The 15,669-nt window shown below is 73.5% G+C and carries 18 protein-coding genes; 6 read left to right on the top strand and 12 right to left on the bottom strand.

The window, feature by feature from the left end:
- Positions 1–17: 17 nt before the first annotated feature.
- Positions 18–812 (top strand): sigma-70 family RNA polymerase sigma factor, encoded by a 795-nt coding sequence (locus AC4BG9_RS07065; RefSeq protein ID WP_490570375.1) that lies wholly within the window; start codon positions 18–20, stop codon positions 810–812.
- 136 nt (positions 813–948) lie between these two features.
- Entirely contained in the window at positions 949–2,343 is a 1,395-nt protein-coding gene (locus AC4BG9_RS07070) for a DUF5667 domain-containing protein (protein ID WP_490570376.1), read from the top strand.
- 4 nt (positions 2,344–2,347) lie between these two features.
- Here AC4BG9_RS07070 and AC4BG9_RS07075 read toward each other — a convergent pair whose 3' ends face one another.
- From AC4BG9_RS07075 to AC4BG9_RS07095, 5 genes are all read right to left on the bottom strand, one after another.
- Complete coding sequence (locus AC4BG9_RS07075) at positions 2,348–3,490, bottom strand: lysophospholipid acyltransferase family protein (RefSeq protein WP_490570377.1); 1,143 nt, start codon at positions 3,488–3,490, stop codon at positions 2,348–2,350.
- A complete protein-coding gene (locus tag AC4BG9_RS07080) occupies positions 3,483–4,478 on the bottom strand; it encodes an NAD-dependent epimerase/dehydratase family protein (RefSeq protein WP_490570378.1) in 996 nt (331 codons plus the stop codon). Before AC4BG9_RS07080 ends, AC4BG9_RS07075 begins: the two co-directional genes overlap by 8 nt.
- Before the next feature lie 15 nt (positions 4,479–4,493).
- Positions 4,494–4,595: a 30S ribosomal protein bS22 gene (locus AC4BG9_RS07085; protein ID WP_008356322.1), complete on the bottom strand. Its 102-nt coding sequence runs from the start codon at positions 4,593–4,595 to the stop codon at positions 4,494–4,496.
- 148 nt (positions 4,596–4,743) lie between these two features.
- A complete protein-coding gene (locus AC4BG9_RS07090; RefSeq protein ID WP_490570379.1) occupies positions 4,744–4,944 on the bottom strand; it encodes a helix-turn-helix domain-containing protein in 201 nt (66 codons plus the stop codon).
- 179 nt (positions 4,945–5,123) lie between these two features.
- On the bottom strand, positions 5,124–6,311 hold the full coding sequence (locus tag AC4BG9_RS07095) for an acetoin utilization protein AcuC (protein ID WP_490570380.1): 1,188 nt from the start codon (positions 6,309–6,311) through the stop codon (positions 5,124–5,126).
- A gap of 331 nt (positions 6,312–6,642) precedes the next feature.
- On the opposite strand from AC4BG9_RS07095, the gene AC4BG9_RS07100 reads away from it, so the two are divergent.
- Positions 6,643–7,152: a YflT domain-containing protein gene (locus AC4BG9_RS07100; protein WP_490570381.1), complete on the top strand. Its 510-nt coding sequence runs from the start codon at positions 6,643–6,645 to the stop codon at positions 7,150–7,152.
- A gap of 27 nt (positions 7,153–7,179) precedes the next feature.
- On the opposite strand, the gene proC is transcribed toward AC4BG9_RS07100, so the two are convergent.
- The 6 genes from proC to AC4BG9_RS07130 form a co-directional block, all read right to left on the bottom strand.
- Positions 7,180–7,992, bottom strand: a complete 813-nt coding sequence (gene proC / locus AC4BG9_RS07105; protein ID WP_490570382.1) for a pyrroline-5-carboxylate reductase — start codon at positions 7,990–7,992, stop codon at positions 7,180–7,182.
- Positions 7,993–8,008: 16 nt separating this feature from the next.
- Entirely contained in the window at positions 8,009–8,956 is a 948-nt protein-coding gene (locus AC4BG9_RS07110) for a proline dehydrogenase family protein (RefSeq protein WP_490570383.1), read from the bottom strand.
- A 10-nt stretch (positions 8,957–8,966) separates the two neighbouring features.
- Positions 8,967–9,704 (bottom strand): ABC transporter permease, encoded by a 738-nt coding sequence (locus AC4BG9_RS07115; RefSeq protein ID WP_490570384.1) that lies wholly within the window; start codon positions 9,702–9,704, stop codon positions 8,967–8,969.
- Complete coding sequence (locus AC4BG9_RS07120; protein ID WP_490570385.1) at positions 9,701–10,408, bottom strand: ABC transporter ATP-binding protein; 708 nt, start codon at positions 10,406–10,408, stop codon at positions 9,701–9,703. The genes AC4BG9_RS07115 and AC4BG9_RS07120 overlap by 4 nt, the downstream gene beginning before the upstream one ends.
- A 65-nt stretch (positions 10,409–10,473) precedes the next feature.
- Positions 10,474–11,283: a sugar phosphate isomerase/epimerase family protein gene (locus AC4BG9_RS07125; protein WP_490570386.1), complete on the bottom strand. Its 810-nt coding sequence runs from the start codon at positions 11,281–11,283 to the stop codon at positions 10,474–10,476.
- A 10-nt stretch (positions 11,284–11,293) separates the two neighbouring features.
- Positions 11,294–12,226 carry a Ppx/GppA family phosphatase gene (locus tag AC4BG9_RS07130; protein ID WP_490570387.1) on the bottom strand — a complete coding sequence of 311 codons (933 nt, stop codon included), beginning with the start codon at positions 12,224–12,226 and terminating at the stop codon, positions 11,294–11,296.
- Positions 12,227–12,266: 40 nt separating this feature from the next.
- Between AC4BG9_RS07130 and AC4BG9_RS07135 the strand changes: the two genes are divergently transcribed.
- The 3 genes from AC4BG9_RS07135 to AC4BG9_RS07145 all read left to right on the top strand — a co-directional run bounded on the left by AC4BG9_RS07135 (position 12,267) and on the right by AC4BG9_RS07145 (position 14,543).
- Positions 12,267–13,052 carry a DUF3109 family protein gene (locus tag AC4BG9_RS07135; protein WP_490570388.1) on the top strand — a complete coding sequence of 262 codons (786 nt, stop codon included), beginning with the start codon at positions 12,267–12,269 and terminating at the stop codon, positions 13,050–13,052.
- 112 nt (positions 13,053–13,164) lie between these two features.
- A complete protein-coding gene (locus tag AC4BG9_RS07140; protein WP_490570389.1) occupies positions 13,165–13,800 on the top strand; it encodes a VOC family protein in 636 nt (211 codons plus the stop codon).
- A gap of 83 nt (positions 13,801–13,883) precedes the next feature.
- Positions 13,884–14,543, top strand: a complete 660-nt coding sequence (locus AC4BG9_RS07145) for a class I SAM-dependent methyltransferase (RefSeq protein WP_490570390.1) — start codon at positions 13,884–13,886, stop codon at positions 14,541–14,543.
- Positions 14,544–14,576: 33 nt separating this feature from the next.
- Here the strand turns inward: AC4BG9_RS07145 and AC4BG9_RS07150 are convergent, their stop codons facing one another.
- Entirely contained in the window at positions 14,577–15,587 is a 1,011-nt protein-coding gene (locus AC4BG9_RS07150) for a LacI family DNA-binding transcriptional regulator (protein ID WP_490570391.1), read from the bottom strand.
- Positions 15,588–15,669 lie beyond the last annotated feature (82 nt).

Here is a 15,669-nt window from a genome sequence, read left to right on the forward strand (position 1 = left end):
TGACGGGGAGGTTGGGCATGCTCGGGAGCGACGACGCCGCGCAGGGTCTCGACGCCCTGCGCCGCGCCGTGCTGGAGGTGCTCCACCCGGGCGCCGGCCTCCTGCTCGCCGAGTCCGTGGCCCCCGCCGGGGCCGGGTCGGCCCGGTTCCACGGCGCCCCGGTGCCGGTCCCCCGCCCCGCCGGCGGGCCCGACGACGGCGACCTCGCCACGTCGAGCGAGTCCTCCGCGGCCGACCGCGACCGGCTGATCGCGCTGGTCGAGCTGGCCCGCACCGGCGACGCCGAGGCGTTCGGGCTCCTCTTCGACCACTACCACCGGGCCGTCCACCGCTTCCTGCTCCACCGCACCGGGTCGGTGACGGTGGCCGAGGACCTGACCTCGGAGACCTTCTTCCGGGCACTCCGGGCGATGCGCGACTTCCGCTGGCAGGGCAAGGACTTCGGCGCCTGGCTGACGACCATCGCCCGCAACCTGGCCACCGACCACTTCAAGGCCGGACGCACCCGGCTCGAGACCAGCACCGACGACCTCGGCAGCCACGAGGACCGGCCGGGGGTGGCCGGCGGTGCCGCCCCCGGCAGCCCGGAGGACCTGGTGGTCTCGCGGCTGACCCACGAGGTGCTGCTCGAGACGCTGCGCACGCTCGCCGACGACCAGCGCGACTGCCTGGCGCTGCGCTTCCTGCAGGGGATGAGCCTCGCCGAGACCGCCGAGGCCCTGGGACGGTCCACCGGCGCGGTCAAGCAGCTCCAGCTCCGCGGCCTGCGCAACCTCGCCGCCCGGCTGCCCGAGGGGGTGACGGAACCGTGAGCGCCCTGTCCTCGGCCCCCTCGGCGGCCCTGTCGCCCGCCGGGTGCCTCGCCGTAACCTCCGCCCGCCCCGGCTCGTTGCTCCGGGTGGACCGGCTGCCGTCGGCGGCCGGCGGCCAGCACCCAGGAAGCCTCCCATGATCCCGCCGTCCGCCTCGCGCCGTCGCGCCGACGAGCTCGACGCCCTGCTGCAGGGCGCCGCGGGCGTGGGCGCCCGCGCGAGGCAGCGCCACGCCCGGGTGCTGGCGGTCGCGGCCCAGCTCACGGCGGTGCCCGAGACGGCACCGCGACCCGCGTTCGTCGTGGACCTGCGGGAGCGGCTGATGGCCGAGGCGGCGACCGTGCTCGCGCCGCAGCACGCACCCGCCACGACCCCCGGAGGTGCCCCGGCCGGTCCGGAGCACGCGCGCGACCCGCGCCGCGTCCGGCGCGACCGCCGGGTGGCGGCCACGCTGGGCACCGCCGCCTTCCTGGTGGCCAGCGGGTCGGTGGGCGTCGCCTCCCAGGCCGCTCTCCCCGGCGACCTCCTCTACCCGGTGAAGTCGGCCCTGGAGTCGGCCCGCGAGGAGATCGCCACCGGCGACCACGACAAGGGCATGCTGCTCCTCTCCCGCGCCGGCTCCCGCCTCGACGAGCTCCAGGAGCTCGCGACCCGCGACGACGCCGGCAGCAGCCGCGAGGTCGGCCCCACCCTGGAGTCCTTCACCGACCAGGCCGAGGAGGCCGGCGACCTGCTCCTGGCCGACTTCGAGTCCTCCGGCCGGCGCGCCTCGGTGCTCGCGCTGCGCGACTTCGCCGCCGCGGCGATGCCCCGGCTCGAGGCCCTCGCGCCGGTGGTGCCCACCGACGCGCTCGACGAGCTGGAGGCGGCCGCCGCCGCTCTCCTCACCCTCGACGACCGGGCCGTGGCGCTCTGCCCCGACTGCGGCGACGCCGGCAGCATCAGCGTCCCCCGGTTCCTCGCCGACGGCCCGGCGCCGGGGACTCCCGGCACCCCGGGTGACGACGGGCCGGCGACCGACCCGGCGCCCCGCGCCCTGGGTCCCGGGCCCGGCAGCGGGGTCGAGCGCGGTGCCCCGCTCCCGGCGCCGGGCACACCCCTGGGCACGCCGACCCCCACCCCCACGACGCCCGCGGAGCGGACGCCTCCGGGCGAGGCGCCGTCCGACCCCGCCGGGCCCCGGGCCACGGCGCCGCCCACGCCGGCACCCACCCCGACCGCCACCCCGAAGCCGCAGCCCTCGACCGCGCCCGGACCGCCCCAGGACACCGCCCCGTCCCCGCCCCAGCCCACCAGCACGACCGTGCTGGAAGGACTGACCGAGACGCTCGTGGGAGGAGGCACCCCGGCCCCGGGAGGGACGCCGTCCACCGGCGTGGTCGGGGGCCTGGGCGAGGTCCTCGGCGAGGTCACCGGGAACCTGCTCGGCACCCCCGTCGGCGAGGCGGTCGAGGAGACCACCGACGGCGTCCGGCGGCTGCTCTCGGGGGTCCTCAACGGCCCCACGCGCCCGCCGCGCCCGACCCCCTGAGGGGTCAGAAGAAGACCGAGCTCCGCTCCTTGAGCAGCGCGAAGAGGGTCTGCTGGATCGTCTCGCGGACCTGGTCGGTGAGGTTGAAGACCAGCATCGGGTCCTCGGCCTCCGCCTCGTCGTAGGCGTCGGTGCGGATCGGCTCCCCGAACTCCAGCAGCCACTTGGAGGGCAGGGGCACCAGGCCCAGCGGCCCGAGCAGCGGGAAGAACGGGGTGACCGGCAGGTAGGGCAGGTTGAGGAGTCGCGCCAGCGTGGAGAGGTTGCCGACGATCGGGTAGATCTCCTCCGCGCCCACCACCGACAGGGGCACGATCGGGACGCCGGTGCGCAGGGCCGCCGAGACGAAGCCGCCCCGACCGAAACGCTGCAGCTTGTACCGCTCCGAGAACGGCTTCCCGATGCCCTTGAAGCCCTCGGGCCAGACCGCCACCAGCTCGCCCTGGGTGAGCATCCGCTCGGCGTCGGCCTGGCACGCCAGGGTCGCGCCCGAGCGGCGGGCCAGGGCGGCGACCACCGGGAGACGGAAGACCAGGTCCGCGCCGAGAGGACGCAGGAACCGGCCGGTGTGGTCGTGGACCGAGACCATCGTCATCAGGCCGTCCACCGGGATGGTGCCGGAGTGGTTGGAGACGACCAGGGCGCCGCCCTCGGCGGGGATGTTCTCCACCCCGCGCACCTCGATGCGGAACCACTTCTCCGCGATCGGCCGGAGCACGGCCAGCAGCAGGCGCTCGGTCAGCTCGGGGTCGAAGCCGAAGTCGTCCACGAGGTAGTGGCCCTCCAGCCGGCGACGCAGGAAGGAGAGCAGCTCCGCCAGCCGCCGCTCCCAGTCCTCGCCGAAGACCTCGCGCGCGCCCGTCTCGAGCGCCGCCAGCCAGTCGCCGACCGGGATCCCGCCGGTGGGCTCGCGCTCCGCGGTGGTGAAGGGGCTGCGCGCCTCCGGCGCCGCGGCAGCTGCCTCGGTCTCCTCGGGGCTCGCGTCGGCCGGCGAGGCCGGGGCCTTGCGCGCCTTGCGCGGCTTCGGCGCCGCCTGGCTGCGGGTTCCGCCGGCGAGGTCGCGCGCGGCCGCGGACGGCTTGCTCCGCCCGCTTCCGCGCCCGGGACGCCCGCCGGTGCCCAGCGGGATGATCTCTGCCTCAGGCACGGGGACCTCCTGCGGGTGCGGGGTCGAGCACGACGTCGTGGTCGAGGCTGCGACAGAAGTCGTCGAACGCCTCGGGGGTCGTGAAGCGGGGTGAGAAGCCCAGCACCTCCCGCATCCGGGTGGTGTCGACCCCGCGCCCGTAGGTGAGCAGCGTCCGGTGCTCGGCGGACGGGTCGGCGAGCCGGGCCGAGCGGAGCAACGCCTCGACCCGCCCCAGCGACATGGCCGGCAGCGGGAGCGGCAGCTTGCCGAGGCGGCGGATCGCCTGGGAGAGCATGACGACGCCGTCACCGGCGACGTTGAAGGTGCCGTGGACCTCGTCACCGGTCGTCGCGTGCAGCAGCACGTCGTAGAGGTCGTCCTCGTGCAGGAACTGCAGGCGCGGGTCGAACCCGAGGACCATCGGGACCACCGGCATCCGGAAGAACGAGGTCATCGGGCTGACCACGTTGGCGCCGATCACGTTGGCGCAGCGCAGCATGGTCACCCGGACGTCGGGACGCCGGCGGGCGAACCCGCGGACGTAGCCCTCCACCTCGGAGACGTCCTGGGCGTAGCCGGCCCGCGGCATCCGCTTCGCCGCCATGTCCTCGGTGAACATCGCGGGGTCGCGGTTGCTGGCCCCGTAGACGGCGGTGCTCGACTTGACGATCAGGTTCCTGACGCCCGGCGCGCGCTGGCAGGCCGCCAGCAGCTGCATCGAGCCGATGACGTTGATCTCCTTCATCGCCGTCCGCCCACCGTTGCCGGCCGGCGTCGCGATGACGCTCATGTGCACCACCGTGTCGACGTTCTCGCGAGCGATCACCTTGGCGATGACCGGGTTGCGGATGTCGGCCCGGATGAAGGAGACCTCACCGATGTCGCCCCGCGGGGGGACGACGTCGACGCCGATCACACGATCGATGGAGGGGTCGGCAGCGGCTGCGCGCGCGAAGCGGCGGCCCACATCCCGGGAGACCCCGGTGACCAGCGCGACCCTCCCCATGACCGCGGTGTGTGCTTACTTGCCGAGCTTGCGACGCTGCACGCGCGTCTTCTTCAGGAGCTTGCGGTGCTTCTTCTTGGCCATACGCTTGCGCCGCTTCTTGATGACAGAACCCACAGGAAACCTTTCAACGTCTTCACGTCCTCGGCGATTCGCCGGACCGGTGTGCCAGCCTACTTGCCCGCACCAGCCGGGCAGAATCGGGTGCCACCCGTTGGGCAGTACCCGGGCCGCCGACCCGCGACGCGGGCCGGCGGTGCCGTGCTCAACCGGCGTTGAAGAAGCTCTTGCGCAGGTATTCGTCGACGTCGTCCTCGGTCACCCGGAATGAGCGCCCGACCCGCACCGCGGGGAGATCCCCGTTGTGAACCAGCCGGTACACGGTCATCTTGGAGACCCGCATCATGGCGGCCACCTCGGCGATCGTGAGGAACTTGACGTCGGACCTGTCCGAGGGGTTGGCCATCTGTGCACCTGATCCTTCTGCCCCACGGCGCCGGCTTCCCCACCGGCGTCACAGACGTGTGGCGTTTCCGTGAGAATAGGGCTTCCTGTGACCCGTGGGGAAGGGAATGACTAGTGAAACTTTCCTTTGGCGGCGTGTCGCGTTGATTTCCGCCCGATTGCCCTTCTTGACGAGGTGATTCAGGCGTACGGGTCCAGGCCGTGCAGGGGAAAGGCCTCCATCCGGGTGGCGTGGATCGCCCGGTCCAGCCACGTCTCCGGGTCGTAGCCGTCGCGCCAGTCCCGGTAGGCCGGGGTGCGGCCGTCCGTCATCCGGTGCGGGGCCCCCGTGCCGAGCACCGTGGAGACGTGGTCGCGCCACGCCTCCGGGGTCTCCAGGGCGGGGTCCAGCGGCTGGCCGCCGACGATGGCGAGCAGGTGGCTCCAGGCCCGCGGCACCACCGACGAGATCGCGTAGCCGCCACCGCCGGTGACCACCCATCGGCCGTCGGCCACGTCGTGGGCCAGGTCGTGCAGCGCCAGGTAGGTCGCCCGCTGGCCGTCGACGCTCAGCATCAGGTGGGTGAGGGGGTCCTCCATGTGGGAGTCGCAGCCGTGCTGGGTGACCAGGACCTGCGGGTCGAACTCGCGCAACAGCTCGGGGACCACGGCATGGAAGGCGCGCAGCCAGCCGGCGTCCGCGGTGCCGGGCGGCAGGGCGACGTTGACCGCGGTGCCGGCCGCCTCGGGCCCACCCAGGTCGGCCGGGAAGCCCGTCCCGGGGAAGAGCATCTGCCCCGTCTCGTGCAGGGAGATGGTGAGCACCCGCGGGTCGTCCCAGAAGACCTTCTCCACACCGTCGCCGTGATGGGCGTCGACGTCGACGTAGGCGACCCGCTCCGCCCCCTGGTCGAGCAGCCAGCGGATGCCCACCGCCACGTCGTTGTAGATGCAGAAGCCGCTGGCCCGGTCGGGCATCGCGTGGTGGAGGCCTCCGACCACGCTGGCACTGTGCAGCGACTCGCCGCTCCAGACCTGGCGGAACGCCTCGACGCTGGCCCCGACCACGTGGGCCGACGCGTGGTGCATGTCCCGGAACACCGGGTTGTCCTCGGTGCCGAGGCCGTGCTTCTCGTCGACCAGGCCCGGCGTCGAGCCGACCCGCTGGACCGCCTCGATCAGTGACTCGGAGTGGACCGAGGCGATGAGGTCGAGGTCGGCCATCGGCGCCGGCACCACCTGCAGACCCCGCTCCATCACCCCGAGCTCCTCGGCCAGACGCATCGTCAGCTCGACGCGCAGCGGCGACATCGGGTGCTGCTGGCCGAAGTCGTACTCGGCCAGCGTCTTGTCGAACACGACACTGGCCGGCCCGTGACACTCCCTCATGGACGGCACGCTACTCCCGCGGCGCGCCCTCCACCCAAGTTCCGCTGCGCCGCGTTCGCGCGCGTCGAGGTCGCCGGGTCGAGCCGCGGGTCACCGACCCGGTGCGCGAGACCTCGTCAGGCCCCTTCGAGCTCCAGGTGACCAGGTCGTCGTGCTGTCGTCGTGCTGGTGGTGGGCGCCATCGGCCTCCCCTCTCCTCGGGCGGGAGACGGTCGCGTCCCGTCGCCCGGCCAGATCATTTCGGCGACTTCTCTACATGAAAACTTGCGCAAGTGAAGGAATGAAGAACACACCTCTGTGCAGGTCACCGCGCTGGGGGCAGACTGAGAAGATGTCCGGAACCTCGATGAACCCCGCGAGCGCCCGGGTGCTGGCGCTCGAGTTCCCCCAGTCCCTGGCCGTCTACGACACCTACGCCCAGGCCCAGAAGGCGGTCGACCACCTCTCCGACCAGGAGTTCCCGGTGGAGAACTGCATGATCGTCGGGACCGACCTCAAGCAGGTCGAGCGGATCACCGGGCGCCTGACCTGGGGCCGGGTGGCCGTGGCCGGGCTGCTCTCGGGCCTGTGGCTGGGCCTCTTCCTCGGCCTGCTGCTCGGGCTCTTCGTCGAGGGCGGCGGCTGGTTGGCGATGCTGGTCGCGGCCGCGTTCTTCGGCGCGGTCTTCGGCCTGATCTGGGGCCTGGCCGGCTACGCGGCCACCCGGGGGCGACGCGACTTCTCCTCGGTCCAGGCGGTGGTCGCCACCCGCTACGAGGTGCTGGTCGAGCACAAGCACCGCGAGCGGGCCCGCGAGATCCTGGCCGCCACGCCCGGGCTGCTGCCCGACCCGTTCGCCTGAGACGCCCGCCCGCCGGAGCGGCTCGGCTCAGGCGCCCGCGGCCAGCTCGCGGGAGCGGTCGCGCGCCGCCTCCATGGCGGCGAGGAACGCCGCGCGCACCCTGTGGATCTCCAGCTCGCGCAGCGCCGCCGCGGTGGTGCCGGCCGGGGAGGTGACCTGCTCGCGCAGCACCGTCGGATGGGTGCCCGTCTCGCGCAGCATGATGGCCGACCCCACCAGGGTCTGCACCGCGAGCTCGGTCGCGGTGGCCCGCGGGAGCCCGAGGTGGACGCCCGCCTCGATCATCGACTCGATGACGAAGAAGACGTAGGCGGGACCGGACCCGGAGATCGCGGTCACCGCGTCCATCTGCTTCTCCGGCACCCGCATCACCTTGCCGCAGGAGTCCATCAGCGCCTCCGCCTCGGCCAGGTGCTGCTCGTCGCAGTGCGAGCCGGGCGAGATGGCGGCCATCCCCTCGTCGACCAGCGCAGGGGTGTTGGGCATCACCCGGACCACCGCGACCTCGGCCGGCACCCGCGCCTCGATCCAGGCGGTGGTGATCCCGGCGGCCAGCGAGACCAGCAGCTGCCCCGGGCGCAGCACGGGAGTGATCTCGGCGAGCAGGTCGGCCATGTCCTGCGGCTTGACGACCAGGGCGACGGTGTCGGCCTCGGCCGCCGCCTCACGGTTGCCGAGCACGGTCACGCCGTACCGCTCCTCGAGCTCGGTGGCGCGCTCGGCCCGCTTCTCCCCCACCAGGAGGGTGTCCACGCGACGACCGGCCCGGACGAGTCCGGACAGGAGCGTCTCGCCCATCACGCCGGCGCCGAGGATCGCGGTCTGCTTCGTGGTCGCCATGGCGCCCATTGTGCCGCTAGTCCTTGCGGACCAGCGACTTGAGGAACAGCGACACGTTGCCGGGCTTCTCGGCCAGGCGGCGCATCAGGTAGCCGTACCACTCCTGGCCGTAGGGCACGTAGACCCGCACCGTCTCGCCGGCCGCCGCGAGCCGCCGCTGCTCCTCGGGGCGGATGCCGTAGAGCATCTGGAACTCGTAGGTGCCCTGGGCGCGGCCGTGGCGGCTGGCCAGCGACGCCGCGATCTGGATCATCCGCGGGTCGTGGGTGGCGATCATCGGGTAGCCGTAGCCGGCCAGCAGGATGTTGAGGCAGCGCACGTAGGCCTTGTCGATCTCGGCGCGCTCCTGGTGGGCCACGTCGTCGGGCTCGAGGTAGGCACCCTTGCACAGCCGCACCCGCGACCCCTCGTGGGCCAGCGCCCGGCAGTCGTCCTCGGTGCGCCGCAGGGCCGACTGCAGCACCGCCCCGGTCTCGGGGAAGTCCTTGCGCAGCTCGCGGAGGATCTCCAGGGTCGCGTCGGTGGTGGTGTGGTCCTCCATGTCCAAGGTGACCGTGGTGCCGGCGTTGCGGGCGGCCAGGCAGATGGTCCGCGCGCCCGCCAGGGCGACCGCCTGCCCGGAGACGCCGTCCTCCTCGGGCAGCGCCTGGCCGATCGCGCTGAGCTTGACGCTGACCTCCGCGCGGCGCCCCAGGGCCCGGGCGGAGAGCTGCTCGAGCAGCTCGACGTAGGCCGCGACGGTGAGCTCGGCCTGCCGGCGGTCGGTGGTGTCCTCGCCGAGGTAGTCCAGGCTGACGGCGAGACCGGACCCCACCAGCTCGGCGGTCGCACCGACCGCGGACTCGGTCGTCTCACCCGGCACGTAGGTGGCGACCACCCGGGAGGAGACGGGCAGGGTGCTGATCATCTCCTTGACCCGCCCGGAGCGGGAGAGCATCAGGATGGGCTGGCGGAGCAGGGACATGCCGCCCAGGCTACGGGGTGCGCCGAGACAGGGTGAGCGCCCCGAGGGAGAGGAAGACCAGGGCGTAGACCGCGATCACCGCCAGCTCCTGCCAGACCTCCGCGGTGGCCTCGCTGCGGCTGAGCTGGTCGATCGCGTCCACCGCGAAGGAGAGCGGGAGCACGTCGCCGACCGCCTCCAGCACCCGCGGCAGCCGGTCCCGGGGCACCAGCAGCCCGCACAGCAGGATCTGCGGGATCACCACCGCGGGCATGAACTGCACGGCCTGGAACTCGGTGCGCGCGAAGGCGCTCACGCACAGCCCCATCGCGGTGCCCAGCACGGCGTCGCAGACCGCGACCACGGCGAAGAGCCACAGCGGCCCGCGCACCGACAGGTCCAGGCCCCACACGCTGACCGCCACGGTCAGCACCGACTGCACGGCCGCGAGCAGGCCGAAGGCCAGCGCGTAGCCCAGCAGGAAGTCCAGCCGTCCCATCGGCATCGTGAGCAGCCGCTCCAGGGTGCCGCTGGTGCGTTCGCGCAGCGTGGTCACGCTGGTCACCAGGAACATCACGAAGAACGGGAAGATCGCCAGCAGCGCGGGACCGATCCGCTCGAAGACCTGGCCCGGCACGTCGTCGTAGATCCACCACAGCAGCGTCACCAGGGCGCAGGGCAGGACCAGCAGCATGGCCAGCGTGCGGCGGTCGCGGCGGACCTGGGTGAGCACCCGGCCGGCCACCGCCAGCGTCGTCCGCGGCTTCATGCCCGGCCCTCGACGATCGCCAGGAACGCCTGCTCCACGTCGGCGGCACCGGTGCGCGAGCGCACCTGCTCCGGGCTGCCCTCGGCGATCACCCGGCCCTCGCGCATCAGCAGCAGCCGGTCGCAGCGCTCGGCCTCGTCCATCACGTGGCTGGAGACCAGCACCGCCGCACCACCCTCGGCCAGCCGGTGGAAGAGCGCCCACAGGTCGCGACGCAGCACCGGGTCGAGCCCCACGGTGGGCTCGTCGAGGACCAGCAGGTCGGGGCTGCCCAGCAGTGCCACGGCCAGGCTGACCCGGCTGCGCTGGCCACCGGAGAGCCGGCCCACGACCCGGCCCCGCAGGTCGGCGAGGTCGACGGCGGCCAGCACCTCGTCGGCCTCCGACCGGCCGACGCCCAGCACCCGGGCGAAGAAGCGGAGGTTCTCGGCGACCGTCAGGTCGTCGTAGACGCTGGCGGACTGGGTGACGTAGCCGACCCGGTCCCGCAGAGCCGGGCTGCCGGCGGGAAGGCCCAGCACCTCCACCGTGCCGGAGCGGACCTGCTGGGCCCCGACCAGGCAGCGCATCAGTGTGGTCTTGCCGCAGCCGCTGGGCCCCAGCAGACCGGTGACGCCGCGCCCCACGTCGAGGGAGAGGGCGTCGAAGACCTGCCGGCCGCCGCGCACCACGGTCAGGTCGCGCACCTCCACCACGTGCTCCATCACCGCAGCCCCTCTCCCCTCCGACGCTCGCGGACACCCGCGGGGGTGTCAAGGGCGGGGCGGGCTCAGCGGGTCGGGACCGCCAGGTGCTGGCGGGCGAAGGCGAGCGACTCGGTCAGGTCGGCGACCCGCTCCTCGACCGAGCTGCAGCGCCGGGTGTTGATCTCCAGCACCACGGAGCCGTCGAACTCCCGCTCGGCGAGCAGCCGGAGCAGCTCGTCGGCCCGGGTCGTCCCGCGCCCCGGCACCAGGTGCTCGTCCTTGGCACTCCCCCCTCCGTCGGTGAGGTGGACGTGCCGCAACCGCTCCCCCATCCGCATCGCCATGTCGACGACGTCGGAGTGGGAGGTCGCCGCGTGGGAGAGGTCCAAGGTGGTGTGCGCGTAGTCGCCCAGGGAGACGTCCCAGTGCGGCATGTACATCTCCACGGCCCGGGGGCGGCGGGCCCGCCGGCGGGCGCCGGTGCGCCAGGGATACATGTTCTCCACCGCGAAGTCGATCCCGGTCGAGGCCTCCAGGGCCGCGATCCCGTCCTCGAACCCGGTCGCGTACTCCTTCTGCCAGCGGAAGGGCGGGTGGACGACGACCACCGGGGCGCCCAGCGCCTGGGCCATCCGGGCGGAGCGCTCGAGCTTGCCCCACGGCTCCAGCCCCCAGACCCGCTGGGTCCAGAGCAGGCAGGGCGCGTGCACGGCGCAGACCCCGATGCCGTGGTGCTCGGAGAGCTGGCGCACCGCGGCCGTCTGCTGGGAGATCGCGTCCATCCCGACCATCACCTCGACCGCGTCGTAGCCCAGCGCCGCCGCGTAGGAGAACGCGTGGGCGGTCGACTCGGGGAAGACCGACGCGGAGGAGAGCCCGATCGACACGGTCACGTGGCGGCCCTCAGTCCAGCACCGAGAGGCGGTCGAGGCGCTCCAGGATCATGCCCTCGCGCAGCGCCCACGGACAGATCTCCAGCTCGGCCAGGTCGAAGATGTCCATCACGGCCTCGGCGACCAGCGCCCCGGGGAGGATCTGGTGGGCGCGGCCCACCGAGACGCCGGGCAGCTGCGCCACCTCGGCGGGCGGGGCCGAGATCAGCTTGGGCAGCCACTGGGCCAGGTCGTCGCGGCGCAGCACCCGGGGCACCAGGTGGCCCTGGGCGGAGGGGGCGGCGCCGCAGATGCGCGCCAGGGAGCGGAAGGTCTTGGAGGTGGCCGCCGCGCGGTGCGGGGCGCCGCCGCGCAGCAGCCCGCCGGCGTCGCGGGCGATCTCGGTGCGGATCCAGCGGCGCAGCTCGCGCACCCCCATCTCCTCCACGCCGTGGGCGAAGTGGTCCCGGGCGAGCCGGGCCGCACCCAGCGGCAGCGACCAGGCGACGTCCGGCGCCTCGTCGGGGCCGCCGGCGATCTCCAGCGAGCCGCCGCCGATGTCGAAGACCGCCAGTCGGCCGGCCGACCAGCCGAACCAGCGGCGTACGGCCAGGAAGGTCAGCCGGGCCTCCTCCTCTCCGGAGAGGACGCCGATCCGGGTGCCGGTGGCCTCCTCGACGGCGCCGAGCACCGAGTCGGTGTTGACCGCCTCGCGGACCGCCGAGGTGGCGAAGGCCAGGATCTCCTCGCAGCCCTTCTCCTCGGCGAAGTCGATCGCGTGCCGGGTGAACTCGGTCAGCGCCGCGATGCCCGCCGGGCTGATCGCGTCGTCGGCGTCGAGGTGCTCGGCGAGGCGGAGCGGCTCCTTGTGGCTGAAGGCCGCGAGCGGGGCGGCGCCGCCGTGCGCGTCCACCACCAGCAGATGACCGGTGTTGGAGCCGATGTCGAGGACGCCGAGCCGCATGCCTCCAACGTACCCGGCGAAGCGACGTAGGGTTCCTCCTGTGCCAGAAGTCGACCTCGTCTTCCCCCGCGCGTACGTCGAGTTCGCGGACCCCGCCGACCCCGACCAGGTCTTCCGCTGCGACCTGACCTGGCTCACCTCCGCCTACACCTGCATCTTCGGCCAGGGCTGCCAGGGCATCTACGCCGACGCCCCCGACACCGGCTGCTGCACGCTGGGAGCGCACTTCAGCGACGCCGACGACGAGCGCAGGGTGGCGGCCTTCGTCGACCAGCTGACCCCCGAGCTGTGGCAGTTCCACCCCGGCCGCAAGGTGCGCAGGAGCGACTGGCGCGAGACCGACGAGGAGGGCGGGCGCAAGACCGCGACGCTGACCGTCGACGGCCAGCAGGCCTGCGTCTTCCACAACCGCAGCGACTTCGCGCCGCACAGCGGCGCGGGGGGCGCGGGGGGCGCGGGCTGCGCGCTGCACGGGCTCGCGCTGGCCCAGGGGCGCAACCCGCTGGAGACCAAGCCCGACGTGTGCTGGCAGCTGCCGATCCGGCGTACCTACCGCACCGTGGAGCGCCCCGACGGCACCTCCTACACCGAGGTCTCGATCAGTGAGTACGACCGGCGCGGGTGGGGCCCGGGTGGGCACGACCTCGACTGGTACTGCTCGGGCAACACCGAGGCCCACGTGGCGCCCGAGCCGCTCTACCTGACCAGCGCGGCCGAGCTGGTGGAGCTGATGGGCCGCGAGGCCTACGACGAGCTGGCACGACACTGCGAGGCCCACCTGCGCTCCCGCTCGGCCCTGGCACTGCACCCCGCCGACCCGCACTGAGACCGGCGCCACCCGCGGGTCCGTCCGCTGCCGCCACCCCGCGGAACCCTCGATGTCAAGAGACCAGCACCCCGGTGAACACGCCGGTGGCGGACGCGCCACAATGCTTGACATGCGCCTGGACCACATCTCGTACGCCGCCGGACCCGATGGTCTGGCCGCGACGGCTGCGCGCATCGGGGGGCTACTGGGTCGTGAGTTCCTCGATGGCGGCGTGCATCCACGTTTCGGCACCCGCAACATGATCCTGCCGCTCGCCGGCGGGACCTACCTCGAGATCGTCGAGGCCCTGGACCACCCCGCCTCCGACAAGGCCCCCTTCGGCCAGGCGGTCAAGGCCCGCTCCGCCAACGGCGGCGGCTGGCTCGGCTGGGTGGTGGCCACCGACGACCTCGAGTCCGTCGAGGAGCGCCTGGGCCGCGAGGCCGCGCCGGGCAACCGGCACCGCCCCGACGGCACCGAGCTGCGCTGGCTCCAGATCGGGATCAACGGACTCATCGCGGACCCGCAGCTGCCGTTCTTCATCAAGTGGCTCACCCCCGACCTGCACCCGAGCTCGGGTGCCGACGGCTCGTGCTCGCTGGCCTGCCTGGAGATCGCCGGTGACCCACAGCGGGTCAGCGAGTGGCTCGGGGAGTCGGTCGAGGCGCCGCTCGAGGACGTCAAGGTCGAGTGGGTCGCGCCCAACGGCACCCCCGGCCTGATGGCGGTCAACGTCCTGACCCCCACCGGCCTGGTCCGCATCTGACGGAGGCGGTCATCACCCGACCCCTCCGGCGGTACGGCGCCACGCCGAGCCCCAACATCTGGCACCACACCTCCACCTACGAGGTGGAGAACCACGCCTTCGACCCCGACCGGCTGGTCGAGGCGGCGATGGCCCGGGTCGCGGGCTGGCGCGGCCGCACCTTCCTCGACGTCGGGTGCGGCTCCGGCTTCCACCTGGGCCGGTGGGCCGAGGAGGCCGCCTCGGTGATCGGCGTGGAGCCGCACCCTCCCCTGGTCTCGCTCGCCCGGCGGCGCACCCGGCGGGTCCCCCACGTGAGCGTGCTCGCCGGCAGCGCGCAGGAGCTGCCGCTGCCCGACGCCTCGGTCGACGTGGTGCAGGCGCGGTGGGCCTACTTCTTCGGGCCCGGCTGCGAGCCGGGCCTCGCCGAGCTCGACCGGGTGGTACGCCGCGGCGGCACGGCGTTCGTGCTCGACAACGACGGCACCCGGTCGACCTTCGGCGGCTGGTTCCGGCGCGGCTACCCCGGGATCGACCCCGACGAGGTGGAGCGTTTCTGGTCGCGGCACGGCTGGAACCGCGAGCCGGTGCTCACCTCGCTCCGGTTCGGCTCCGCCGACGACCTCGACGCGGTGGTGCGCATCGAGCTGCCGCCCGCCGCCGCCGAGGCGGTGCTGGCCGAGCACTGGGCGGCACACGACCGGGCCTCCGGCGAGGGTCTCGAGGTCGACTACGCGGTCAACCTGTTCTGGCGCTCCTACTAGGGCGCTCCCACCGGGCCCGAGAGGCCGCGCCCCTCAGCTGGAGCCCCGGACCGCCAGGGTGGGCAGGAGCAGCACCCCGGTCGGCTCGAGCAGGGGCGAGGTCATCAGCCGCTGCAGCGCCTTGACCACCTCGACCGCCACCTCCTCCAGCGGCTGGCGCACCGAGGTGAGGCCCCGCGGCACCACCTGGGCGACCTGGGAGTCGTCGAAGCCGACCACGGCGAGGTCGCGGCCCGCGACCATCCCCCGGTCGAAGAGCAGCTGGAGCACCCCCACCGCCAGGGTGTCGGAGGCGCAGACGAACGCGGTGGGCCCGGCGTCGTCGAGGAGCACGGCGGCGGCCTCGCGTCCGCTGGCCACCGTGTCATCGACCCGGGAGGCGAGCCCGGTGGTGGCCAGGCCCCGGCGGCGCATCGCCCGCACCCAGCCCGCGCGGCGGTCCTCGCCGATGAAGGAGTCCTTGCGCCAGCCGATCCAGCCGATCCGGGTGTGGCCGCGCTCCAGCAGGTGGTCGGTGGCCAGCTGCGCCCCGGCGGCCCCGTCGACGTCGACCCAGGAGTGGGCGGCGTGCGGGTCCTGCCACGGCCGGCCGAAGGCCACGAACGGCGCGCGCTGCTGCGTCAGGTAGGCGGCCTGCGGGGCGCCGAGATAGGTGTCAGTGACGATGAAGGCGTCCACCGCGGTGGAGCGCAGCAGGTGGTCGTAGGCCGAGAGCGGCTCGGTGTCGTCGTCGGAGAAGAGGAGCACGTGGTAGCCCGCGAGCGCGGAGGTGGCGACCAGCTTGTGCACGAAGCGGTCCATCAGCGCGTTGGCGGTGCCCTCCTGGGCGGGGGTGAACCGCAGGCCGACGAGGTGCGAAGCGCGGGTGCGCAGGCTGCGTGCGGCGCGGTTGGGCGAGTAGCCGAGCTCGGCGATCGCCGCCTGGACCCGGAGCAGGGTGTCGGGACGCAGCAGGTGTGGGCTGTTGACCGCGTTGGAGACCGTCTGCCGCGAGACCCCGGCGCGCTCCGCCACGTCGGCCAGCGTGGGTGGGTTGACCGCCACCGTGCCTCCCCTCCGACCGCCGCGGACCGGCTCGGGCCGGCCCTTGATCGTTCCAACGAGAGCATAGGCGCATGCGCCGCCC

The sequence above is a fragment of the Nocardioides sp. Z40_12 genome, from assembly GCF_058215795.1.